This is a genomic window from Streptomyces sp. NPDC000983 (assembly GCF_040299205.1).
Classification (GTDB): domain Bacteria; phylum Actinomycetota; class Actinomycetes; order Streptomycetales; family Streptomycetaceae; genus Streptomyces.
Genome location: NZ_JBEPBM010000021.1, coordinates 121,155 through 144,257, shown reverse-complemented (window position 1 = coordinate 144,257; position 23,103 = coordinate 121,155). Strand labels below are relative to the sequence as shown.

The following is a 23,103-nucleotide window of genomic DNA, read 5'->3' as shown; positions in this document are numbered from 1 at the left end:
ATCAACATATCTGGCGTTGACTTTTGGCACGCTGTTGAGTTCTCAAGGAACGGTCGCTTCCTTTGTACTCACCCTCTCGGGCTTTCCTCCGGGCTTCCCTTCGGTGTTTCCAAACTCTATCAGGGTTTTTCCGACTCCCTGACCACCATCCTGCAGGCATGCAGAAAGTGACCCTGAAGAGGATTTGACTAGTTTGGTGCTGCAAGGGCGGGGACGCTTTGTTCGCATCACCCAAGCCGCGAGCAGGTCTACGACAGTACACGGGGCCGCCGAGCGCGCGCAAATCGTTTGGGGTTATGGTCTAGACCACCAACGGCTCGCTCGTGCGGAACTGGTACTTCATATGACATACCCTGCTGAACAGTGCGCCGTCCGGTACAGGCAGTGACGGACCATATGCATCTCCACCCCTGGGAGGCTTCCCATGACCACCACCGTGACGTCCCCGCTCGCAGGACGCGCCATCGGACTGGCGGCAGTGCCGGATCCGGTCTTCTCCGGGGCCATGGTCGGCCCGGGTACAGCGATCGACCCCGTCCGTGAGCCCTCCGAGGCCGTCTCCCCCGTGGACGGAGTCATCGTCTCCCTCCACCCGCACGCGTTCGTGGTCGTGGACGAGCAGGGGCACGGCGTTCTCACCCATCTGGGCATCGATACCGTTCAGCTCAACGGCGAAGGTTTCGAGCTCCTCGTGAACAAGGGGGACACCGTGACTCGCGGTCAGGCCATCGTGCGCTGGAACCCGGCCGCCGTGGAGGCCGCGGGCAAGTCCGCCGTGTGCCCGATCGTCGCTCTCGAGGCCACCGCCGAAGCCCTCGCCGATCTCCGTGACGAGGGTGACGTGAAGGCCGGCGACAGCCTCTTCACCTGGAAGTGACGTCAGCGCCGTCCGCGACGGCATGCAGGTACAACCACCACGGCGGCGGGACGCGCCGCACTAACGGAGACGGGTGAGATGGAGACAACGCTGCGAGGCGTCGGCGTGAGCCACGGTGTGGCGATCGGCGAGGTTCGGCACATGGGGACGGCGGTGCTCGAGCCGCCGGCCAAGCAGATCCCGGCGGAGGAGGCGGGGCGTGAGCAGGGGCGCGCCCGTCAGGCCGTGGAGGCTGTGGCAGCCGACCTGATGGCGCGCGGCAATCTGGCGGGGGGCGAAGCCCAGGCGGTTCTCGAGGCCCAGGCCCTGATGGCCCAGGATCCCGAGTTGATGGCGGACGTGGAACGCCGTATCGCCGTCGGCAGCACGGCGGAGCGCGCGGTGTACGACGCCTTCGCCTCGTACCGCGAGCTGCTGGCCGGTGCGGGTGAGTACCTCGCCGGCCGGGTGGCGGACCTGGACGACGTGCGGAACCGTATCGTCGCCCGGCTGCTGGGTGTGCCGATGCCCGGTGTCCCGGACAGCGACGAGCCGTACGTCCTGGTCGCCCGGGATCTCGCGCCGGCCGACACCGCACTGCTTGACCCAACCCTGGTGCTCGGTTTTGTCACCGAGGAGGGTGGGCCGACCAGTCACAGCGCGATCCTGGCCCGGGCTCTCGGGGTCCCGGCCGTCGTGGCGCTGCCCGGAGCCGGTGAGCTGGCCGAGGGCACGATGATCGCCGTGGACGGCAGCACCGGCGAGATCTTCGTGGAGCCGGCCGAGGAACGGAAGGATCAGCTGCGGGCCGCCGCGGCGGAGCGCAAGGCCGCGCTGGCGGCCTCCACCGGTCCGGGTGCCACGGCCGATGGGCACAAGGTGCCGCTGCTGGCCAACGTGGGTGGCCCCGCCGACGTGCCCGCGGCGGTGGCGGCGGGTGCCGAGGGCGTCGGTCTGTTCCGTACCGAGTTCCTGTTCCTGGACGACAGCAAGAAGGCGCCGTCCGAGGAGAAGCAGGTCGAGGCCTACCGTCAGGTGCTGGAGGCCTTCCCCGAGGGCCGGGTCGTCGTGCGGGTGCTCGACGCCGGAGCGGACAAGCCGCTGGAGTTCCTCACCCCGTCCGACGAGCCGAACCCGGCACTGGGTGTGCGGGGGCTGCGTACACTGCTCGACCACCCGGAGGTGCTGCGGACCCAGCTGACGGCGCTCGCCAAGGCGTCCGAGGGGCTGCCGGTCTACCTCGAGGTCATGGCCCCGATGGTGGCCGACCGTGCGGACGCCAAGGCGTTCGCCGACGCCTGCCGGGCCGCCGGTCTCCGGGCGAAGTTCGGCGCGATGGTCGAGATCCCGTCCGCGGCGCTGCGGGCGCGTTCGATCCTGCAGGAGGTCGAGTTCCTTTCGCTGGGGACCAACGACCTCGCCCAGTACACCTTCGCCGCGGACCGGCAGGTGGGCGCGGTGTCCCGTCTGCAGGATCCGTGGCAGCCGGCGCTGCTGGACCTGGTGGCGCTGTCCGCCGAGGCGGCGAAGGCCGAGGGCAAGAGCTGCGGTGTCTGCGGTGAGGCCGCGTCCGATCCGCTGCTCGCGTGTGTGCTGACCGGTTTGGGTGTCACCTCCCTCTCCATGGGTGCCGCGTCCATTCCTTATGTGCGAGCGACGCTCGCCAAGTACACGCTGGCGCAGTGCGAGCGGGCCGCTGCGGCCGCGCGTGCGGCGGACAGCGCCGAGGAGGCGCGCGACGCGGCGCAGGCCGTTCTGTCCGGCGAGTAGTCGCAGGTCCCGGGGTTTGTGCCCCGGACCGAGGGGCGCTCCACCTTCGGGTGGGGCGCCCCTCGGGCGTTCAGTGGCTGTGTCCGGAACCGGTTGCCGCGTCGCCGAGGTCCGGTGGGACGGTGTAGTCGACGTTGGATTCCGGGGAGATGAGGTCGCCTGACTCGATGTCGGTGCAGTAGGCGTCGAACACCTCGCCGGCTGTCAGTGCTTCGAGGTCGTCTCCGCGCAGCCGCCAGCCGTAGACGGTGTCGGTGGTGTCGGTGGTGATGGTGCGCATGACGAGTCCGCCGGGGCTCCGGGTGGCCATGCCGAGGGCGAGCACGGTGGTGAATTCGAGGGCTTCCGCCTCGTCGAGTTCCGTGGTGCCCTCCGCCGTCCCGTCGGCGTGCAGGACGGCGACGAGTGCTTCGGGTGTGGTGGAGATGCTGCACACGAGGTGCCGGTGCCCCGGCCGGGCGGTGTCGAGGATGCGGACGAGCAGTGACGAGGCGCGGGTGAAGGCGGCGCGTCCGATGTCCTCGCCGCAGGTGGTGCAGGGGCCGAGGCGGGCGAGCAGGGTGGAGGCGTACTCCCAGGTGGCCTGGCGTACGGCCTCGTCGATGAGGTCGGGGACGAGGTCGGCCAGGGGCCTGCCGTCGAAGGGGAGGGCGGGGCCGGTGGCCGCGAGTTCGGCGGTGAAGCGGCTACGGCTGGCAGCGATGTCGGGGTCGAGGCCGTTGTCCGCGCAGAAGGCGGCGTAGTCCTGCGGGTCGAAGAGGGCCACTGTGGTGTGGGTGCCCTGGGAGGCTCGTGTCCTGAGCAGGGACTCGACCTGGCGTAGGTAGGTCGAGTGGTCGTCGAAGGTGAAGCTTCGGTAGCGCCGCATGGCCCGGAAGTCGTGCTCGTCGGTGAGCAGGCCGATGGTGCCGGCGATTTCGCGGCGCAGGACGCGTCGCATGGTCTGGTGGTCGGTGTTGGCCATGGTTCCCCCTGTGCACGGTCGATCAATGCTCACTCACAGTAATCGGCGGCACTGACAATGGCCCTGGCCTCGGACTTTGCCCTCTCGGGCGACGGTCCGAGGCCGCGTTCGGGGGTGGTTCGGGGGTCAGGAGCGCTTGTGGGCGAGATCCTGGTAGAAGTTCAGGAGGTCGAGGTTGTCGATGGAGCCCGGGTTGACGGCCTTGTCCAGGGGGGTGCCCTGGAGGAGGCGTTTGACGGGGACCTCGATGCGCTTTCCGGTCAGGGTGTGGGGGACGCCCGGGACTTCGATGACCTCGTCGGGGACGTGGCGCGGGGAGAGCTCCTCGCGGATGGTCTGCTTGATGCGGTCGAGCAGGGCCTCGTCCAGGGTGGCGCCGGGGGCCAGGTGGACGAAGAGGGGCATCCAGTAGCCGCCGTCGGGCTGTTCGATGCCGACGACGAGGGATTCCTTGATCTCGGGGAGCCGTTCGACGGCCTCGTAGATGTCGGCCGAGCCCATCCGTACGCCCTGGCGGTTGAGGGTGGAGTCGGATCGGCCGTGGATGACGACGGAGCCGCGTTCGGTGACGGTGATCCAGTCGCCGTGGCGCCACACATCGGGGTAGGTGTCGAAGTAGCTGTCGTGGTAGCGGCTGCCGTCGGGGTCGTTCCAGAACCGGATCGGCATGGACGGCATCGGGTTGGCGACCACGAGTTCGCCCACCTCGTCGACGAGGGGCTTGCCGGCCGGGTCCCAGGACTGGAGGTCGGTGCCGAGGCCGGCGGCCTGGAGCTCACCGACGTGCACGGGGAGGGTCGGTACGGCTCCGGCGAAGCAGGAGCAGACGTCGGTGCCGCCGCTGACGGAGGCGATCCAGAGGTTGTCGCGGACCTCGTCGTGCAGCCAGCGGAATCCGTCGGGGGGCAGGGGTGACCCGGTGGTCGCGACGCACTGCACCTTCGAGAGGTCGAAGTCCCGTCCCGGGTGCACCTCGGCCTTGCGGCAGGCCATGACGTACGCGGCGGATGTGCCGTAGAGGGTGGCTCCGGTGCGTTCGGCGATGCGCCACTGGGCGGCGGTGTCGGGGAAGCCGGGGCTTCCGTCGTAGAGGACGATCGTGGTGCCGGTCAGGAGGCCGGAGACGAGGAAGTTCCACATCATCCAGCCGGTCGAGGTGTACCAGAAGAAGGTGTCCTCGGGGCCGAGGTCGCAGTGCAGGCCGAGTTGCTTGAGGTGTTCGACGAGGATGCCGCCCTGGGACTGGACGATGGCCTTGGGCAGACCGGTAGTGCCGGAGGAGTAGAGCACCCACAGAGGGTGGTCGAAGGGGACCTGTTCGAAGACGGGTTCGGTGTCTGCGTCGGTGAGGGCGGACCAGTCCAGCGCGCCGTCGGGTGCCTCGGTGCCGAGGAGCGGGATGTGGACGACGGCTCGCAGGGTGGGCAGTTCCCGGCGCAGTTCCTCGACGGTGTCCCGGCGGTCGTGTTCCTTGCCGCCGTAGCGGTAGCCGTCGACGGTGAACAGGACGACCGGTTCGACCTGCTGGAAGCGGTCGAGGACGCTGCGGGCGCCGAAGTCGGGGGCGCAGGAGGTCCACACCCCGCCGACGGCGGCCGTGGCGAGGAGGGCGACGACGGCCTGCGGGATGTTGGGGAGGTATCCGCTGACCCGGTCCCCCGGGCGCACGCCGAGCTCACGCAGGCCGGCGGCGAGGGAGCCGACCTGGCGGCGCAGCTCGGACCAGCTCACCGGGGTGGGGGCGTGGGTCTCGTCCACATGGAGCAGGGCGGGTTCGTCGGCGCGGGTCGCGGCGGCGCGCAGGGCGTGCTCGGCGTAGTTGAGGGTCGCGCCGGGGAACCATTCGGCGCCGGGCATGGCACGGTTGCCGAGGACTCGCGTGTACGGGGTGGAGAACCGTACGTCGAACCACTCGGTGACGGCCTGCCAGAAGGTGTCCAGTTCGTCGACCGACCAGCGGTGCAGGGCCGCGTAGCCGCCCTCGGACGGCGCTGCGTGGCGCTGCGCGGCCCAGGCCTGGAATTTGGTGACCTGTGCGTCGGCGATGCGTGCCGGATCCGGCTGCCAGAGCGGATCGGGGGTCAGGGTCGACATGGGGCTGCTCCTGGACTGTGCGCGTCGTGTGCGTGGTCCGCGCACGGGCGGGGGTGTGCGCGTGCACGGCTGACACGGACGATGCCATGTGATCACCTCGGGCACCAGGGCGCGCCACACATAGTCCGTGTCGTGAAGATGTGGTCCCAGCACGGGTGAACGGCAGTTGAACGCGGCCCGCGCGCGGGTGGGTGAGTGGCAGGCTGAGCGGCATGGACGGTCGTGACCTGGTGCGTTCGATAAAGGCGGTCGGCTCTGCGGGAGCGGGCCAGAGGTTGCGTACCGTGCGGGCCGCATGGCGCAGGAGGCGCGCCGACGCCGCCGGGCTGCCGCCCAGGGGCGCCGAGCGTGCGCGGGTTCCCGGACCGGTGCGGAGTGCGGAGCCGGGGCCCGGTGGCGGTCTGCTCCGGTTCGACCGGACGGTGCTGCGGGTGACGGTGGCCGTGAACGGTGCGGTGTTCTGGGGGTGGGACGGGGCGGAGGCGGAGCCGTCGTACGCGCTGGCCGGCCGGTGCCCGGAGCCGGATCCGCGGGCCGTGCTGGAGCCGGACAAGGACGGCGGCTGGCGGGTGGTGGCCGAACGGGTGACGGTCGTGGTGTCGCGCCACGGTGAGGTGGAGGTGCTCACCCCGGGTGGTGTCGGTCTGCGGCGTGATCTGCCACCTCGGTGGTGGGAGCCCGTGGGGGGTGGTCCGGCGCGTTGGATGCAGCGGTCTGAAGTGGCGGCGGACGCACGCTTCTTCGGCCTCGGTGGCCGGGCCTCGGGGCCGCGGCTGCGGAACGGGACCTACCGGCTGTGGAACACCGATCCCGGCGGTTCGTTCGGGCCGGACGACGATCCGCTGTACATCACGATGCCGGTGCAGATGGTGGTGGCCGACGCGGCCACCCATCTGGTGTTCCACGACACCTCGTGGGACGGCGCGGTGACGCTGCGGGAGGGCGAGGAGGGCGCCGGTTCGGGGCACGACCGGGCGGGGACGAGCGAGTTGCGGATGGAGGGCGGGCCGCTGCGCTGCTGGGTGATGGTCGGCACTCCCGCGCGCGTGCTGCTCACCTGGGCCTCGCTGACGGGGGCGCCCGCGCTGCCGCCGGCGTGGGCGCTGGGGCACCATCACGCGCGGTGGGGCCTCGGCGGCGAGCAGGATGTGCGGCGGATCGTCTCGGGATATCTGGATCACGATCTTCCGCTGGATGCGGTGCACCTGGGCATCGACCACTACGACGGTCATCGGGTCTTCACGGTGGACCATGACCGTTTCCCCAAGTTGCCGCAGCTCGCCGAGGAACTGCGCAGGGACGGTGTCCGGCTGGTGTCGATCGTGGATCCGGCGGTCGAGGCGGCTGTCGGGAACGAGGTCCACGACAGCGGGGTGGCGCTGGGCGCGTTCGTGCGGGACGCCTCGGGGCGCCCCGTCGAGGGGGTGGCCCGGTCGGGGGAAGCGGTGTTCCCGGACTTCACGGACGCGCGTGTGCGCGCGTGGTGGGGTGCGTTGTACGAGGAGCGGCTGGCGCAGGGGTTCGCGGGGTTCTGGCACGACATGAACGAGCCGACCTCGTTCGCCGCGTTCGGGGAGCCGACCCTGCCGCGTTCGGCGCGGCACGACCTGGACGGGCGGGGCGGTGACCACCGGGAGGCGCACAACGTCTACGCGTTGTGCATGGCCAGGGCCGCGTACGAGGGTCTGCGTGAGCTGTCGCCCCGGGAGCGGCCGTTCGTCTTCTCGCGGTCCGGGTGGGCCGGGCTGCAGCGTTACGGGGGAACCTGGTCGGGGGATGTGGCGACGGGTTGGCCCGGGCTGCGTGCCTCGTTGTCCCTGGTGCTGGGCCTGGGGCTGTGCGGAGTGCCGTACTCCGGGCCGGACGCGGGGGGTTTCGACGGGAGCCCTTCTCCGGAGCTGTATCTGCGCTGGTTGCAGCTGGGGGCCCACCTGCCGCTGTTCCGTACGTATGCGGGTGCGCGGGCGGGGCGCGGGGAGCCGTGGGAGTTCGGTCCGAAGGTGCTGGAGCACGCGCGCGGGGCGCTGGTGGAGCGTCGGCGGTTGCTGCCGTACTTCATGACGCTGGCGCATCTGGCCCGGCGTACGGGTGCGCCCTATGTGCGGCCGGTCTGGTGGGGTGCTCCGGAGGACCGGGGGCTGCGTGACTGCGAGGACGCCTTCCTGCTGGGTGACTGTCTGCTGGTCGCTCCGGTGCTCGGCCCGGGGGTGGACCGGCGTGCGGTGCAGTTGCCGCGGGGGCTCTGGTACGACACGGTCACCGAGCAGGTGTACGAGGGGCCGGGGCAGGTGCTGGTGGAGGCTCCGCTGTCGCGTGTCCCGGTGCTCGCACGCGCGGGGGCCGTCGTTCCCGTGCGCGGTCAGGACGGTGGGCTGGAGCTGGAAGTGTGGGCGCCCGCCCGGGGCCGGACCGGGGGCGGGCTTGTCGTGCCGGACGCGGGCGACGGGTGGGACGAGCCGGAGATCGAGCGCTACGTCGCCCGCTGGGAGGGCGGCCGGGTGGTCGTGGAGCGGGAGGGTGAGGGTGAGGGCGGCGTGAGTGAGCCGCCCCACCCGGTGCGGATCCGTGGGCTGTCGGGGACCCGAGGTCAGATGTAGCGGCCCTCGAAGAAGGCTCGGACGGCCGCGGTGTGCAGGGGGAAGGCGAGTTCCTCGGGGCGGCGCAGGAGGTGCCAGCCTTCCGTCTCGTCCGTCGCCTCGGACGGCGGAAGGGTGTCGGCCGGCCGTTCCGGCAGGAGCCCGAACAACAGCAGATGGCCGTTGGGCGAGCTCATCGCGTCGCTCAGCCGTACGTCACGGCCGGCGGCTTCGATGCCCGTCTCCTCCTTGAGTTCGCGGACGACGGCGTGCCGCCAGTCCTCGCGGTCGTCGATGAAACCGCCGGGCAGGGCGATGCCCCCGCGCGCGGGGGCGACGGTTCGGGTGATGACGACGAGGGCGGTGCCCTTCGCGTCGTACACGGGCTGGAGTGCGACGGCCACCGGCAGGGGGTTGCGGTAGGCCACGGCGGCGCAGGCCGGACAGGTGCGGGGCCAGCCGGAGACGCCCTCGCCGTAAGGGGCTCCGCAGCTCGAACAGTGCGTGTCGGCACCGGAGTTGCGGCTGGGATGTTGAGTTTCGGACACGCGGCGGACTGTATCCGATCATAGGAAGGTCGGCCTCCGGGGGCGGCCCGAGTCCGCGGTGTTCCTCGGTGGCGGTGGACCGGTGCCGATTCCCCGATGCCCGTGGCACACTTCTGACGTTTCGTCAGATCTGTTTGCGGGGAGGGGTTTTGCCGCACACACGCACTCCCGTGATCGCCGGCTGGTTCACCGGCGACGGAGACGACTTCCGGCTGCTGGGGACACGCTGCTCCGCCTGCGCCTCGGTGTTCTTCCCGCGCGAGGACACGCACTGCCGAAACCCGGGGTGCCCGGGCGGCGAACTGGAGGAGGTCCCGCTCTCCCGGTACGGCCGCGTCTGGTCCTACACGGACAGCCGCTACCGACCGCCGTCACCCTATGTGAGCAATCCGGAACTTCCCTGGGAGCCGTACACGTTGATCGCTGTGGAACTGCAGGCCGAGCGCCTGGTGGTGCTGGGGCAGGCGGTTCCGGGGATCACCGTCGGTGATCTGGCGGTGGGCATGGAGGTGGAGGTCGTGCCGGGCGTACTCCATGAGGACGCGGAGGCGGTCCGGACGACCTGGTGGTGGCGGCCGAGGGGGGCGACGAGGTCATGACGCGGGACGTGGCGGTGCTGGGTGTGGGGCTGCACCCCTGGGGCAAGTGGGGGCGCGGCTTCACGGAGTACGGCGCGGCCGCCGCGCGGGCGGCGCTGGCCGACGCGGGACTGGACTGGCGGGACATCGGATCGATCGTCGGCGCGGACACCGTGCGCGGCGGATATCCGGGGTACGTCGCCGGGGCCACGTTCGCCAAGGCCCTGGGCTGGCAGGGGGCCCGGGTCACCAGCGTGTACGCGGCGTGCGCCTCGGGGGCCCAGGCCATCGGCGCGGCGCGGGCCCAGATACTGGCCGGACTCGCGGACACGGTGCTGGTGGTGGGGGCGGACGCCGCGCCCAAGGGCTTCTTCCGGCCGGCGGGCGGCGACCGGCCCGACGATCCGGACTGGCTGCGGTTCCGGATCCTCGGCGCCACCAATCCGACGTACTTCGGGCTGTACGCCCGTCGGCGGATGGCCCTGCACGGCGACACCACCGACGACTTCGCGCAGGTCAAGGTGAAGAACTCCGCCATGGGCGCGCTCAATCCCTACGCGCGCTACCGCAAGCGGGTCACCCACGAGGAGGTGGCCGCGTCGGCCGTGGTCGCCGATCCGCTGCGGCTCCTGGACATCTGCGCGACCTCGGACGGCGGGGCGGCGGCGGTGCTGTCCAGCATGGAGTTCGCCCGGCGGCGGGGTGTGGCGGAGCCGGTGCGGATCCGTGCGGTGTCCACCGTGACCCCGCGGTATCCCAACGCCGTGCTGGATCTGCCGGACATCGCGACCGACTCGGCGATCGCGGTGGAGCCGGGCGCGGAGACGTTCCGGGCGTCCATCGCGCGCGCCGCCTACGAGGAGGCCGGCGTCGGGCCCGAGGACCTCTCGCTGGCGGAGGTGTACGACCTGTCCACCGCCCTGGAGTTGCAGTGGTACGAGGATCTCGGGCTGTGCGCCGAGGGCGAGGCCGTGAAGCTGCTCCGGGAGGGCGCGACGAGCCACGGCGGGCGGATACCGGTCAACACCAGCGGTGGGCTCGCCTCCTTCGGGGAGGCCGTTCCCGCTCAGGCGGTGGCCCAGGTGTGCGAGTTGACATGGCAGTTGAGAGGGGCGGCGGGCGGACGGCAGGTCAGCGGCGCACGCGTGGGCATGTCCGCGAACCAGGGGCTCTTCGGGCATGGCTCGGCGGTGGTGGCGGTGCGGTGACCGAACAGGGATGCGTCAACTCTCCGTGACCGGCCCGGAATGCTGCGTGAACGTCTCATGAACTGGGCTCGGGCCGTTTCGGGGGGCGCGATGATGCTCCCGTGCACACCTGGTCGGACACGCTCCGCTTCGCCTTCCAGCCGGTGGTCAATCTGACGACCGGAGTGGTGGCGGGGCTGGAGACACTCGCCCGCCCCGAGACCGGGGACATCCTGGCCGAGGCCCGGCGCGATCCCGAACTCGACCGCGGGCTCGCCGTGTCGGCGATCCGCGCCGCCGTGCGCAAGGAGAGCCTGCTCCCGCTGCACGTCAACGTCTTCGCGGGCACCCTGGCCGACCTGGGCGGACTCCCCCGGCTGGACGGCGCCGTGCGGGAGTCGGGGCGGATGCCCTGGGAGATCACCCTCGACATCGTCCCGCCGTACACGCACGTCCCCCACCAGGCGCTGCTCGCCGCGGTCGCCGCGCTGCGGGAGCAGGGCTTCCGGATCAGCGCGGACGGCGTGGGGGACGGCGACGTACCGCTGCGGCTGCTCATCGACATGGCGCCCGACCTGGTGAAGCTCGACGCGTCGCTGCTGGTGCGGTCGCCGGCGGTGCGCGCGATGCGGACCCTGTGCGACGAAATGGGCGCGCTGCTGTGCGTGGAGGGCGTCGAGACGGAACTGCAGTACGCGGCGGCGATCTCGGCCGGCGCGCAGCTGGCGCAGGGCGAGCTGTTCGCGCCACCTTCCCGGCTGGCCGCCGCGGAGGTGTACGTTCCGCCGCGGCGCCCCGGGGGCGGCGCGGCCCCGCGTTCGGGTCCTCCGGTGAGGGAGTTCGTGCGGCCCGCCGCGCTGCTCCCGGCGACCGCGTCGGCCGGTCAGGTGCGCATGATCCTCACCGGTTCGCCCGAGGTGTCCGGGGTCCTGCTCATCGACGGCCGAGGGGTGCCGGTGCGCTCCGTGCACCGCTCCCGGTTCCTGCTGTCCATGTCGGGGCGGTACGGCCACGCCCTGTACGCCGACCGGCCGGCGTTCAAACTCGGCGATCCACCGCGCACGGTCGGCGTCGACGCCACGGCCTGGGAGGTGCTGGACGTCCTGGCGGTCGGGGACCGCAGCCGCGCCGCCGACGACGTGGCGGTGGTCGACCGGCACGGGCGGTGCGTGGGCGTCGTACGCCTGGCCGACCTCGTGCGGGCCCTTGCCGAGTCCCGCGTGGAGGAGGCGGCCGGGCTCAATCCGCTGACGCGGCTGCCCGGTTCGGACGCGATCACCGGTGAGGTGGACCGCCGCATCGCCGACGGCCGGACGTTCGCGCTGAGCTGGCTGGATGTCGACCACTTCAAACAGGTCAACGACGGCGCCGGGTTCGCCGCGGGCGACGACCTGATCCGTGCCGTGGGCCGGACCCTGCAGGACACGGCGTCGGGCAGTACCCGTGTGGGGCACATCGGCGGTGACGACTTCCTGGTGCTGGCAGATCCGGAAGGGCTCGATCCGATGGCCTCCAGCGTGCTGGACGCCCCCTGGTCGGCGGCCGGACGGCCCGTCACCCTCTCGCTGGCCACGGTCCTGTGCACACCGGGCAGCGTGACCGACCACCGGGAGGCCGCCGCCTGTCTGGCCCCCCTCAAGCAGGCCGCGAAGTCCTTGCGCGGCGCCAGTTGGGTACTGGGCCGGGCGGGCCTCCCGGGCCACGAGGTCCGGCGCGGCGCCGAGCCCGCGGCCGCACCGGCGCGCTGGGCCGTCGCGGAGCCGGGCCGGGCCTGAGCCCCGCCCCGTCGCTTCCCCCCGGGCCGCACGGCCCTGTCCCGAACCGGTGCCGTCAGCGACCTTGACGCCCTCGGGACGCCGGTGAACACTTCCGGTGGCAGTCGACATCGCCGTACATTTCGCGGCGTACCAGGCGCTGCGCCACACGGCCTCCGCCGGATCCGGCCACGGCCGCTCCCAGGGGCGATGCGACGACCACGGCACGCTCGTCACGGACGCCGGGCGGGGCGCGGGACCCTCCCTGCCTTCGGCTGAAGTGGCCATGGGAAACGCACCCTGCACGGAGGTCCGGGGTCGATCACTCCGGGCCGGCGCCTAGGAGCCGCCATGAGCAACGGAGACATCTTCCTCGGTGAGGTCATCGGAACGGCGATCCTGATCCTCTTCGGCGCCGGAGTCGTCGCCGCCGTCGTACTGAACCATTCCAAGGCCAAGGACGCCGGGTGGGTCGTCATCGCCTTCGGCTGGGGCTTCGGCGTCCTGGCTGGTGCCTACACAGCCGCGCCCCTGTCGGGCGGGCACCTGAACCCGGCGGTGACCCTGGGCATCGCCGTCGACACCGGGGAGTGGGACAAGGTCCACCTCTACGTCGCGGGCCAGATGGTCGGCGCGATCCTCGGCGCGGTGCTCGCCTGGCTGGTCTACTTCGCGCAGTTCCAGGCCAACGCGGAGGAGGACAACGCCCAGCCGACCCTGGGGATCTTCGCCACCTCCCCCGCGATCCGCAACCCGGTGGCGAACCTCGTCACCGAGATCATCGCGACCGTCGGTCTGGTGCTGCCGATCCTGGCGTTCGGACTGACGGAAGGGCTCGGCCAGTCCGGTACGGCCATCCTGATCGTCTCGTTCCTGGTGGTCGGCATCGGCCTCTCCCTCGGCGGCCCGACCGGATACGCCATCAACCCGGCCCGCGATCTGGGCCCCCGACTGACGCACGCCGTCCTGCCGATCCCCAACAAGGGCACCTCGGACTGGGGTTACGCGTGGATCCCGGTGGTGGGGCCGCTGATCGGCGGGGCGCTGTCCGGGCTCATCTTCAACGCAGCCTTCTGAAGGAACCGACGAAGGGGACGTCATGACGGACAAGTTCGTCGCCGCTATCGACCAGGGCACCACCTCCAGCCGCTGCATCGTCTTCGACCACAGCGGCGCGATCGTCGCCGTCGACCAGCGGGAGCACCGGCAGATCTTCCCCAAGCCGGGCTGGGTGGAGCACGACGCCACCGAGATCTGGTCCAAGGTGCAGGCGGTGGTCGCCGGCGCCCTCGCCAAGGCCGGGCTGCGCGCGGACCGGCTGAGCGCGCTGGGCATCACCAACCAGCGCGAGACGACCGTCCTGTGGGACCGCGCGACGGGCAAGCCGGTGCACAACGCCATCGTGTGGCAGGACACCCGTACCTCGGCCCTGTGCAGCCAACTCGGCGGCCCGGACGGTCAGGACCGGTTCCGCGACCGGACCGGACTGCCACTGGCCAGCTACTTCTCCGGGCCGAAGGCGGCCTGGCTGCTGGACAACGTGCCCGGGCTGCGGGCCCGTGCCGAACGCGGCGAGATCGCCTTCGGCACCATCGACTCCTGGCTGATCTGGAACCTCACCGGCGGCCCGGAAGGCGGCCGGCACGTCACGGACGTCACCAACGCCGGGCGCACGATGCTGATGAATCTGGAGACCCTCCAGTGGGACTCCTCGATCCTCGCCGCCATGGACGTGCCCGAGTCGGTGCTGCCCGAGATCCGGTCGTCCGCCGAGGTGTACGGCACGGCGGTCGGCCAGCTGGCCGGGGTGCCGGTGGCCTCCGCCCTGGGCGACCAGCAGGCGGCGGTGTTCGGGCAGGCCTGCTACGACGTGGGCACGGCGAAGAACACCTACGGCACCGGCAGCTTCCTGCTGCTCAACACCGGCAACCGGCCGGTGCCGTCGAAGAACGGCCTGCTCACGACGGTGGGTTACAAGATCGGCGGGGAGGCGCCGGTGTACTGCCTGGAGGGGTCGATAGCCATAACGGGCGCCCTGGTCCAATGGTTCCGGGACCAGCTGGGCATCATCCGCACCGCGGACGAGATCGAGTCCCTGGCGGCGGGCGTGGAGGACAACGGCGGCGCCTACATCGTGCCCGCCTTCTCCGGTCTCTTCGCGCCGTACTGGCGGTCCGACGCGCGCGGCGTGGTCACCGGTCTGACCCGCTATGTGACCAAGGGGCATCTCGCGCGTGCCGTGCTGGAGGCGACGAGCTGGCAGACGCGGGAGGTCGTGGACGCCATGCACCAGGACTCCGGGGTGCGGATCACCACGCTGAAGGTGGACGGCGGCATGACCAGGAACGACCTGCTGATGCAGCACCAGGCGGACGTGCTCGACGTGCCGGTGATCCGTCCCCGGGTGTCGGAGACGACCTGCCTGGGCGCCGCGTACGCGGCCGGCCTGGCGACCGGTGTGTGGAACGACCTCGACGAACTGAAGTCGCACTGGCGCAAGGACGTCGAGTGGACGCCGTCGATGGAGGCGGCGGTCAGGGACCGGGAGTACCGCAACTGGCGCAAGGCGGTGGAGAAGAGCTTCGGCTGGCTGGAGGACGGCGAGGAGTAGCCACGCACGCGGGGCTCCAAGAGCCGCGGCCCGTACCCCTGTCGGCGGGGGTACGGGCCGTGCGGTGCGGGCGGGCTTCAGGTGGTGACGGCCTGTCTGCGGCCCGCCGCGTGGGCCATGGCGTGCTGGACGACGCCGATGAGGACCTCCTTGACGGACTCCCGGTCGCGGGCGTCGCACAGCACGAGCGGCACGTCCTCGTCGAGGTCGAGGGCCTGACGGACCACGTCGGACGGGTAGCGGGCCGCTCCCTCGAAGCAGTTGACGCCGACGAGGAACGGTATGGAGCGCCGTTCGAAGTAGTCGACGGCGGCGAAGCAGTCCTCGAGGCGCCGGGTGTCGGCGAGGACCACGGCTCCGAGGGCACCCTCGGAGAGCTCGTCCCACATGAACCAGAACCGCTCCTGGCCGGGCGTGCCGAAGAGGTACAGCACGAGGTCCTCGCGCAGTGTGATGCGGCCGAAGTCCATCGCCACCGTGGTGGTGTTCTTGCCCTCCACGCCGCGCGTGTCGTCGACCGGGCGGCCGGCCTCGGTGAGGTACTCCTCGGTGCGCAGCGGCCTGATCTCGCTGACGGCGCCGACCAGGGTGGTCTTGCCCACGCCGAAGCCGCCGGCCACCAGGATCTTGAGCGTGACGGGCTCGACCGGGGGCTTGCCGCGCTCAGTGCGCCCGAAGATCATCGTTCACTTCTCCTGCTTGATGGGGGTCGGGCGACGGTGGGCCGTAGCCTCCGCCGCCGGGAGTTTCGACGACGAGTACGTCGCCGGGTCCGACGTCAGCCGCGTCGCTGCCGTCGAGTGGGGTGACCGTTCCGTCGGCCCGCTCGACGCGATGGGTGCCGAGGGCGCCGGGCGCGCCGCCGGCCATGCCGTAGGGGCGGATCCTGCGGTGCTGGGAGAGCGTCGAGACGGTCATGGGTTCCAGGAAGCGGATCCGGCGGACCACTCCGTCGCCGCCGCGCCACCGCCCGTCGCCGCCGCTGCCGTGCCGGACGGCGAACTCGTCGAGCCGCACGGGCAGCCGCCACTCCAGGACCTCGGGGTCGGTGAGCCGCGAGTTGGTCATGTGGGTCTGCACCGCGGGTGCCCCGGGGAATCCGTCGCCGGCGCCGGATCCGGAGGCGACGGTCTCGTAGTACTGGTGGCGTGCGTTTCCGAAGGTGACGTTGTTCATGGTGCCGGAGCCCTCGGCCTGCACACCGAGCGCGGCATACAGCGCTCCGGTGATCGCCTGGGAGGTCTCCACGTTGCCCGCGACGACCGCGGCCGGTGGTTCGGGCGCAAGCATGGAGCCGGGCGGGACGACGATGGTCAGGGGGCGCAGGCATCCGTCGTTGAGGGGGATGTCGTCGTCGACGAGGGTGCGGAAGACGTACAGGACCGCGGCGTTGACCACGGCGAAGGGTGCGTTGAAGTTGGTTGCCAGCTGGGCCGAGGTGCCGGTGAAGTCGACGGTGGCGGAGCGGCCCTCGCGGTCCACGCGCACACTGACGCGGATGACGGCGCCGGAGTCGGTCTCGTAGGCGTACGCGCCGTCGTCGAGGGTGTCGATGACCCGGCGGACCGCTTCCTCGGCGTTGTCCTGGACGTGCCGCATGTAGGCCTGGACGGCGTCGAGGCCGAAGTCCTCGATCATGCGGGTGACTTCGTCGACGCCCTTGCGGTTGGCCGCGATCTGGGCCCGCAGGTCGGCGAGGTTGGTCCGGGGGTTGCGGGAGGGGAAGGGCGCTTCGGTGAGCAGGCGTCGGGTCTCCTCCTCGCGGAGGCGGCCGGCCTCGGCGAGGAGCCAGTTGTCGAAGAGGACGCCCTCCTCCTCGATGGTGCGGCTGTCGGCGGGCATGGAGCCGGGGGCGATGCCGCCGATCTCGGCGTGGTGGCCGCGGGAGGCGACGTGGAAGAGGATCCGGTCACCCTGTGTGTCGAAGACGGGGGTGATCACGGTGACGTCGGGCAGGTGGGTGCCGCCGTGGTACGGGTCGTTGACGGCGTAGGTGTCGCCGGGCCGCATCGACGCGCCGCGCCGCCGGACGACCTCCTTGACGCTGGTGCCCATCGAGCCGAGGTGGACGGGAATGTGCGGGGCGTTGGCCACCAGGTTTCCGTCGGGGTCGAAGAGGGCGCAGGAGAAGTCCAGGCGCTCCTTGATGTTGACGGACTGGGCCGTGGCCTCCAGCCGGGCGCCCATCTGCTCGGCGATCGACATGAAGAGGTTGTTGAAGACCTCCAGGAGAACGGGGTCGACTTCTGTGTCGAGATCGGAACTCTCCGTAATCGCCGTGCGTTCCATGACCAGATGCCCGTCGTGGGTCGTCGCGGCCCGCCAGCCGTCGTCGACGACGGTCGTCGCTCCGGCCTCGGCGATGATCGCGGGTCCGGTGACGGTCTCGCCGGGTGGGAGGTCCTCCCGGCGGTGGAGGGGTACGTCGCGCCGCGCGCCGCCCGTGTGGAGGCGGACGGTGGCGGGGGTTTCGGGGTGGTCCCGGTGGGTGGCCGGGGCGGAGAGATCGGGGGGTTCGGTGGTGCCGGTGGCTTCCACGGAGAGGGCTTCGACGACGATCGGGCGGTCGAGGACGAAGGAGTACGTGGCGCGATGACGTTCTTCGAAGGTGCGGCGCATGGTGTCGGGCTCGGTCAGCTCGACGGTGAGGGCGGTGTCGGTGCCGTCGTAGCGGAGTTGGGCCCGGCGTACGACGCCGATGCGGTCCTCGGGTACGTCCTCGGCGAGGAGTTCGGAGCGGGCGGCGGCTTCGAGGGCGTCGGCGGTCCTGAGTACGTCCGGCATCGAGGCCGGGGCCAGGGGTGCTTCGACGGACTGCTCCCGCATGGCCGTGGTGTCGGCGAGTCCGATGCCGAGGGCGGACAGGACACCGGCCATGGGAGGGACGAGGACGGTGCGGATGCCGAGCGAGTCGGCGACCATGCACGCGTGCTGGCCGCCCGCGCCTCCGAAGGTGGTCAGGGCGTAGCGGGTGACGTCGTGCCCCTTCTGCACGGAGATCCGCTTGACGGCGTTGGCGATGTTGGCGACGGCGATCCGGAGGTAGCCCTCGGCGACCTGCTCGGGGTCGCGGTCGTCGCCGGCCCGCTTGCCGATCTCGGCGGCGAGTGCGGTGAACCGGGTCCGGACGAGCTCGGCGTCCAGCGGTTGGTCACCGGCGGGGCCGAAGACCTGGGGGAAGTGGGCCGGCTGGATGCGGCCGAGCATGACATTGGCGTCGGTGACCGTGAGCGGGCCGCCGCCGCGGTAGCAGGCGGGACCGGGGTCGGCTCCCGCCGAGTCGGGTCCGACGCGGTAGCGGGAGCCGTCGAAGTGGAGGACGGAGCCGCCGCCCGCGGCGACGGTGTGGATGTCCAGCATGGGGGCGCGCAGCCGGACGCCGGCGATCCGTGTGGTGAAGACGCGTTCGTACTCGCCGGCGAAGTGCGACACGTCCGTGGAGGTGCCGCCCATGTCGAAGCCGATGACCCGGTCGAATCCGGCTCGTTGCGACATCCGGGCCATGCCGACGATGCCGCCGGCCGGGCCGGACAGGACGGCGTCCTTGCCGCGGAACTGCCCGGCCTCGGCGAGGCCGCCGTTGGACTGCATGAACATCAGCCGGACGTCGCGCAGTTCGCCGGCGACGTGCTTGACGTAGCGGCGCAGTACGGGCGAGAGGTAGGCGTCGACCACGGCGGTGTCCCCGCGCGGGACGAGCTTCATCAGCGGGCTCACCTCGCTGGACAGCGAGATCTGGGGGAAGCCGATCCGGGCGGCGAGTTCTCCTACGGCCTGCTCGTGGGCGGGATGGAGGTGGCTGTGCATGCAGAGCACGGCGACGGCCCGGATCCCGTCGTCATGGCAGCGGCGCAGGGGTCCGGCGAGGGCTTCCAGGTCGGGGGCGCGCAGGACGGTTCCGTCGGCGGCGACGCGCTCGTCGACCTCGACGACCCGCTCGTACAGCGGCTCGGGGAGTTCGATGCGGCGGGCGAAGATGTGCGGGCGGTTCTGGTAGGCGATGCGCAGGGCGTCGCGGAAGCCTCGGGTGACGACGAGGAGGGTGCGTTCGCCTTTGCGTTCGAGGAGTGCGTTGGTCGCGACGGTGGTGCCCATGCGGACGGCGTCGACGGGTTCGTCGGAGCCGTTCATCAGCAGGCGCACGCCCTCGACGGCGGCGTCGGGGTAGCGCGCCGGGTTCTCCGAGAGGAGCTTATGGGTGAGCAGCCGGCCGTCGGGGCGTCGCGCGACGATGTCGGTGAAGGTGCCGCCTCGGTCGACCCAGAACTGCCAGCCAGTCACGTCACTACCCCGCTTCCGCGCCGGTCACAGCGCCCGGAGGCCGTTGATCACGTCGCGCAGGATACTCTCGTCGACCAGTTCGGCCGGGGGGACGGGCCGGTTGACGTGGACGAGTTCCCCGGCCACGAGGTCACCGACGAGCACTCGGACCACTCCGATCGGGAGGTCGAGTTCGGCTGCGAGTTCGGCGACGGACTGCGGGGCGTCACGGCACAGGTCGACGATGTCCACATGTTCCGGGGACAAGGTCGAGTCGTCTTCCGGGTCGTCCCCGTGCGCTTCCGTGACGACCACCGCGATGAGATCGAGGCGGTGCTGGGCCGCGCTGGTGGTGCGGCCCCGTGTCATGGCGTACGGACGGACGACCGGTCCGGCCTCGTCGTCGAACCAGTGGCTTCTTCCCTGACCGTCTGCGCTCATGTCATCCCACTACCCGCCCGCGGGCAGATCGGTGCGTGGAGCGGTGCCCAGATGCACGCCGACTCGCTTGACCAGGAGGGTCATCTCATAGGCGACCAGGCCGACGTCGGAGTCGGCGTCGGAGAGAACGGCCAGGCAGCTGCCGTCTCCGGCGGCTGTCACGAAGAGGAAGGCGTCGTCGAGCTCGACGACCGTCTGCCGTACGCTGCCGGCCTCGAAATGACGGCCCACGCCCTTGGCGAGGCTGTGGAAGCCGGAGGCGACCGCGGCCAGGTGTTCGCTGTCCTCGCGGGTCAGGTCCTTGGACGCCCCGGTCGCCAGGCCGTCTCCGGAGAGCACGACGGCCCGGCGAATGCTGGCGACCCGGTCGACCAGGTCGTCGAGAAGCCAGTTGAGCTCACCGGACGCCGTGGGCGTGGTGTGGTCGGTCACCTTCGGTGCGGTCATCGACCGTCCCCCTTTGTCGTTCCTTGTGGTGCGGTGCCGCTGTTCCGGGCGTCGTCGCCCGCGGCGTTCTCCTCACGGCCGCGCTCCCAGCCGCGCTGGAGCGAGGCCATGCGGCTGCGCACCTCGTCGGCGTCCCGCTCGGCGGGCTCGTCGGCGCCCGCGGTCGGTCGGGCGGGTTCCCGCTTGAGCTGCGGGGCCAGATTGGCCTGGCGGACGCGCCGGGGCAGCGCCCCCGTGCCGGGGTCCGCCTGCGGCGGCGCGGCTTCCGTGCGCCGGTCCGCCGGGTTCGGGGTGCTGGACTCGATCTCGGCTCGCCGGGTGCGCCGGGGAAGCGCGGGGGGCTCTCCGGCGAGGTCCCGGCCGGCGGGCCCGGCCGGTGCTGATCGCTCGGCCGGTCGGTCCGGGGTGCCGGGGCCCCGGCGCATCGGGGAGGCTCCCCGCCTCCGGGTCGGCAGGGGTGCGGGGGCGTCCGGATCGGGGCGTCCGCCGGATACCGGAGGCTCCCCGGATGCCTCTGCCCTGCGCAGCCGCTGCTCGGAGACCGGACGCCCGTGCGAGCTGACCAGCTTGGGCGTGTGGCGCCGGGGGCCGGGAACCGTGGAACCGGGTTGGCCCTCGGCGGAGTCCGGGACGGGGCCGCCGGTGTTCATCGGCTCCTGGCGCGGCGCGGAGCTGTCCTGTGCCCGGGTGAGGCGGGAGCGGCGCGGCCGGAACAGGCCGCCGCGTTCGCCGTCCTCGTCGTCCGCGAAGTCGTCGAGGGCGTCCAGGTCGACCGGCCCCTCCAGTTCGACCGGTCCGTCCAGAAGCTGGGTGGGCAGGCCCGGAAGTTGCCCGGGCACCTGGGCGAGGGCGGAGCGGCGGCTCTCCTCCAGCCTGCGGGTCTCCTCCAGTTCGGCTTCCTTGGAGGGGCCGGGGCGGTCCAGTCGGAAGCCGATGCCGTTGGTGTCGGGCACGTCGTCCGTCAGCAGGGCGTCGGGGATGAACACCACGGCGGTGGTGCCGCCGTACGGGGAGGGCTGGAGGGAGACCCGGACGTTCTGGCGCTGGGCGAGCCGGCTGACCACGAACAGACCGAGCCGGTCGGTGTCGGACAGCTCGAACTCGGGCGTCTCGGCGAGCCGGAGGTTGGCGTCCAGGAGCGCGTCGGCGGCCATGCCGAGCCCGCGGTCGTGGATCTCCAGGGTGAAGCCGTTGGCGACCCGTTCGCCGAGCACCTGGACGGCGGTGTGCGGAGGGGAGAACACGGTCGCGTTCTCCAGGAGTTCGGCCACGAGATGGGTGAGGTCGGCGACGGCCGGGCCGGTCACGGCCACCCGCGGCAGCCTGCGGACCTCGATGCGCTCGTAGTCCTCCACCTCGGCGACGGCGGCCCGCACCACGTCCATGAGCTGGACGGGTTTGCGCCACTGTCGGGAGGGGGCGGCGCCGGAGAGGATCACCAGGCCCTCGGCGTGCCGGCGCATACGGGTGGTCAGGTGGTCGAGGCGGAAGAGGTCGGCGAGTTCGTCGGTGTCCTCGGTCCGGCGTTCCATGGTGTCGAGGAGGGTGAGCTGTTTGTGGAGGAGTACCTGGCTGCGGCGGGCGAGGTTGACGAAGACCTCGGAGACGCCGGCGCGGAGCTCGGCCTGTTTGACGGCGGCCTCGACGGCGGCGCGCTGAAGGGTGTTGAGGGCCTGGCCGACCTCGCCGATCTCGTTGCGGTCGAACTCCAGGCGCGGGACCTCGGTCTCGACGTCGACCTGTTCGCCGGTCGACAGGCGGCGCATCACGCTGGGGAGCCTGACCCCGGACGCCTCGTGGGCGTCCAGGCGCAGTTGGCGCAGGTCGCGGATGAGGCCGCGGCCGATGCGCACCGAGAGGAAGACGGAGAAAAGGAGGGCCACCAGTCCGAGGACACCGGCGACGGCCGCCTTGGCGATGACGCCCATGGCGACCGGATGGACCCGGTCCTGATAGCGGTCGCTCGCCTGGTCGTTGAGTTCGGCCAGTTCCTGCAGCACGTTGCCCGCGGCGATGTCCCAGCTCTTCGCGGTGATGCCGCTGGGTGGGCCGGGGCCGACGGACGCCGCGGACTGCTCGGCGACGCGCAGCGGAGCGCTTGCGGCGTTCCTCCAGAAGCGGGTGTAGCGGTCCTGCTCCCACGAGGGCAGCAGGGGGAGGCTGACGTCGTAGAGCAGGTCGCGCTGGGCGGCGTAGTCGGAGACGTCGCGGATCTCCTTGTGCGACAGCCTGCCGACGATCAGCGCGGAACCGAGGAGGGCGTCCTCACGGGAGAGCAGTTCCCTGGCCCGGGCCAGGTTGACCAGTGCCCGGTACTCCTTGTCCATCTCCACGTTGTCGACGACGTGGAGGTTGGCGAGCACGTCGTAGCAGGGGTCCACGACGCTGTTGTAGAGGTTGAGCGCGGTCTCCCGGTCCACGGTGCCGTCCTCGACGCTGCGGCGCAGCGAGGTGATGCCGTCGAAGGCGTCCATGACGGCGATCAGGCGTTCGTCCGTGCCCTGGCCCATCGCGTCGCGGACGTCGGGGTCCTTGGCGTTCGTGCGGACCTCGGCGATGGCGTCGTCGGTGGCGCTGCGGCTGCGCTTGAGGGCGGTGAGCCCGTCGGAGGCGCGCGGATCGGCGAGGTGGACGAGTGTCTGCCGGCGTTCCTGCTGCAGGACACGGACGGTGTCCTCGATCGGGTAGCCGATCTTCTCCACGACGGACGACACGTTGAACAGCTCTTGTGCCTCGCGACCCGTCAGTACCGTGGCGAATCCCCAGATCGCGGTCAGGGACACCAGCGGCACGAGAAGCAACGCCACGATCTTCCGGCGGATGGACTTCCCGCGAAAGCGCATGGCCTCCCCCAGCTCGACCCCCACAGGCCGGGGGCACACATGTGCGTCAACAAACGGCGCGAGCCTACTACCGACGCGCGCGTAACTCGAAGAGCCGTCCGGAAGCTGAACTTCCGCGCCGGAGGCGAGACATGGGGAGTTGTCCGGCCATTGGGTGAGATTGCCTCCCGGTTT

16 protein-coding genes are annotated in these 23,103 nt (G+C 71.4%); 8 read left to right on the top strand and 8 right to left on the bottom strand.

What is annotated here, in order from left to right; all coding sequences use genetic code 11:
• The first annotated feature begins 424 nt into the window (after window positions 1-424).
• Window positions 425-877, top strand: coding sequence for a PTS sugar transporter subunit IIA (locus tag ABT296_RS24040; protein ID WP_351930618.1), 453 nt, complete (start codon window positions 425-427; stop codon window positions 875-877).
• 78 nt (window positions 878-955) lie between these two features.
• Window positions 956-2,626 carry a phosphoenolpyruvate--protein phosphotransferase gene (ptsP, locus tag ABT296_RS24035; RefSeq protein WP_351930616.1) on the top strand — a complete coding sequence of 557 codons (1,671 nt, stop codon included), beginning with the start codon at window positions 956-958 and terminating at the stop codon, window positions 2,624-2,626.
• Window positions 2,627-2,696: 70 nt separating this feature from the next.
• Here ptsP and ABT296_RS24030 read toward each other — a convergent pair whose 3' ends face one another.
• A complete protein-coding gene (locus ABT296_RS24030; RefSeq protein ID WP_351930614.1) occupies window positions 2,697-3,590 on the bottom strand; it encodes a DUF8829 domain-containing protein in 894 nt (297 codons plus the stop codon).
• 126 nt (window positions 3,591-3,716) lie between these two features.
• Window positions 3,717-5,684 carry an acetoacetate--CoA ligase gene (locus ABT296_RS24025; RefSeq protein ID WP_351930612.1) on the bottom strand — a complete coding sequence of 656 codons (1,968 nt, stop codon included), beginning with the start codon at window positions 5,682-5,684 and terminating at the stop codon, window positions 3,717-3,719.
• Window positions 5,685-5,896: 212 nt separating this feature from the next.
• Between ABT296_RS24025 and ABT296_RS24020 the strand changes: the two genes are divergently transcribed.
• On the top strand, window positions 5,897-8,281 hold the full coding sequence (locus ABT296_RS24020) for a TIM-barrel domain-containing protein (RefSeq protein ID WP_351930610.1): 2,385 nt from the start codon (window positions 5,897-5,899) through the stop codon (window positions 8,279-8,281).
• Here the strand turns inward: ABT296_RS24020 and ABT296_RS24015 are convergent.
• The gene (locus tag ABT296_RS24015; RefSeq protein ID WP_351930608.1) at window positions 8,272-8,808 is read right to left on the bottom strand and encodes an NUDIX domain-containing protein; all 537 of its coding nucleotides are present in this window, start codon (window positions 8,806-8,808) and stop codon (window positions 8,272-8,274) included. The two genes, ABT296_RS24020 and ABT296_RS24015, sit on opposite strands and share 10 nt — an antisense overlap.
• A gap of 170 nt (window positions 8,809-8,978) precedes the next feature.
• Between ABT296_RS24015 and ABT296_RS24010 the strand changes: the two genes are divergently transcribed.
• The 5 genes from ABT296_RS24010 to glpK all read left to right on the top strand — a co-directional run bounded on the left by ABT296_RS24010 (window position 8,979) and on the right by glpK (window position 14,938).
• The gene (locus tag ABT296_RS24010) at window positions 8,979-9,407 is read left to right on the top strand and encodes a Zn-ribbon domain-containing OB-fold protein (protein WP_351930626.1); all 429 of its coding nucleotides are present in this window, start codon (window positions 8,979-8,981) and stop codon (window positions 9,405-9,407) included.
• The gene (locus tag ABT296_RS24005; protein ID WP_351930606.1) at window positions 9,404-10,594 is read left to right on the top strand and encodes a lipid-transfer protein; all 1,191 of its coding nucleotides are present in this window, start codon (window positions 9,404-9,406) and stop codon (window positions 10,592-10,594) included. Before ABT296_RS24010 ends, ABT296_RS24005 begins: the two co-directional genes overlap by 4 nt.
• A 101-nt stretch (window positions 10,595-10,695) precedes the next feature.
• Window positions 10,696-12,348, top strand: a complete 1,653-nt coding sequence (locus ABT296_RS24000; RefSeq protein WP_351930604.1) for an EAL domain-containing protein — start codon at window positions 10,696-10,698, stop codon at window positions 12,346-12,348.
• Between the two features lie 330 nt (window positions 12,349-12,678).
• On the top strand, window positions 12,679-13,404 hold the full coding sequence (locus ABT296_RS23995) for an MIP/aquaporin family protein (protein ID WP_351930592.1): 726 nt from the start codon (window positions 12,679-12,681) through the stop codon (window positions 13,402-13,404).
• A 22-nt stretch (window positions 13,405-13,426) separates the two neighbouring features.
• On the top strand, window positions 13,427-14,938 hold the full coding sequence (glpK, locus tag ABT296_RS23990) for a glycerol kinase GlpK (protein WP_351930587.1): 1,512 nt from the start codon (window positions 13,427-13,429) through the stop codon (window positions 14,936-14,938).
• Between the two features lie 77 nt (window positions 14,939-15,015).
• On the opposite strand, the gene ABT296_RS23985 is transcribed toward glpK, so the two are convergent.
• From ABT296_RS23985 to ABT296_RS23965, 5 genes are read right to left on the bottom strand one after another with little or no spacing between them, the layout of a single operon-like run.
• Entirely contained in the window at window positions 15,016-15,621 is a 606-nt protein-coding gene (locus ABT296_RS23985) for a GTP-binding protein (protein ID WP_351930585.1), read from the bottom strand.
• Entirely contained in the window at window positions 15,602-19,219 is a 3,618-nt protein-coding gene (locus ABT296_RS23980; RefSeq protein ID WP_351930583.1) for a hydantoinase B/oxoprolinase family protein, read from the bottom strand. Before ABT296_RS23980 ends, ABT296_RS23985 begins: the two co-directional genes overlap by 20 nt.
• 24 nt (window positions 19,220-19,243) lie before the next feature.
• A complete protein-coding gene (locus ABT296_RS23975; protein WP_351930581.1) occupies window positions 19,244-19,639 on the bottom strand; it encodes a DUF742 domain-containing protein in 396 nt (131 codons plus the stop codon).
• A 9-nt stretch (window positions 19,640-19,648) separates the two neighbouring features.
• On the bottom strand, window positions 19,649-20,086 hold the full coding sequence (locus ABT296_RS23970; protein ID WP_351930579.1) for a roadblock/LC7 domain-containing protein: 438 nt from the start codon (window positions 20,084-20,086) through the stop codon (window positions 19,649-19,651).
• Entirely contained in the window at window positions 20,083-22,929 is a 2,847-nt protein-coding gene (locus ABT296_RS23965) for a nitrate- and nitrite sensing domain-containing protein (protein ID WP_351930577.1), read from the bottom strand. The genes ABT296_RS23970 and ABT296_RS23965 overlap by 4 nt, the downstream gene beginning before the upstream one ends.
• Window positions 22,930-23,103 lie beyond the last annotated feature (174 nt).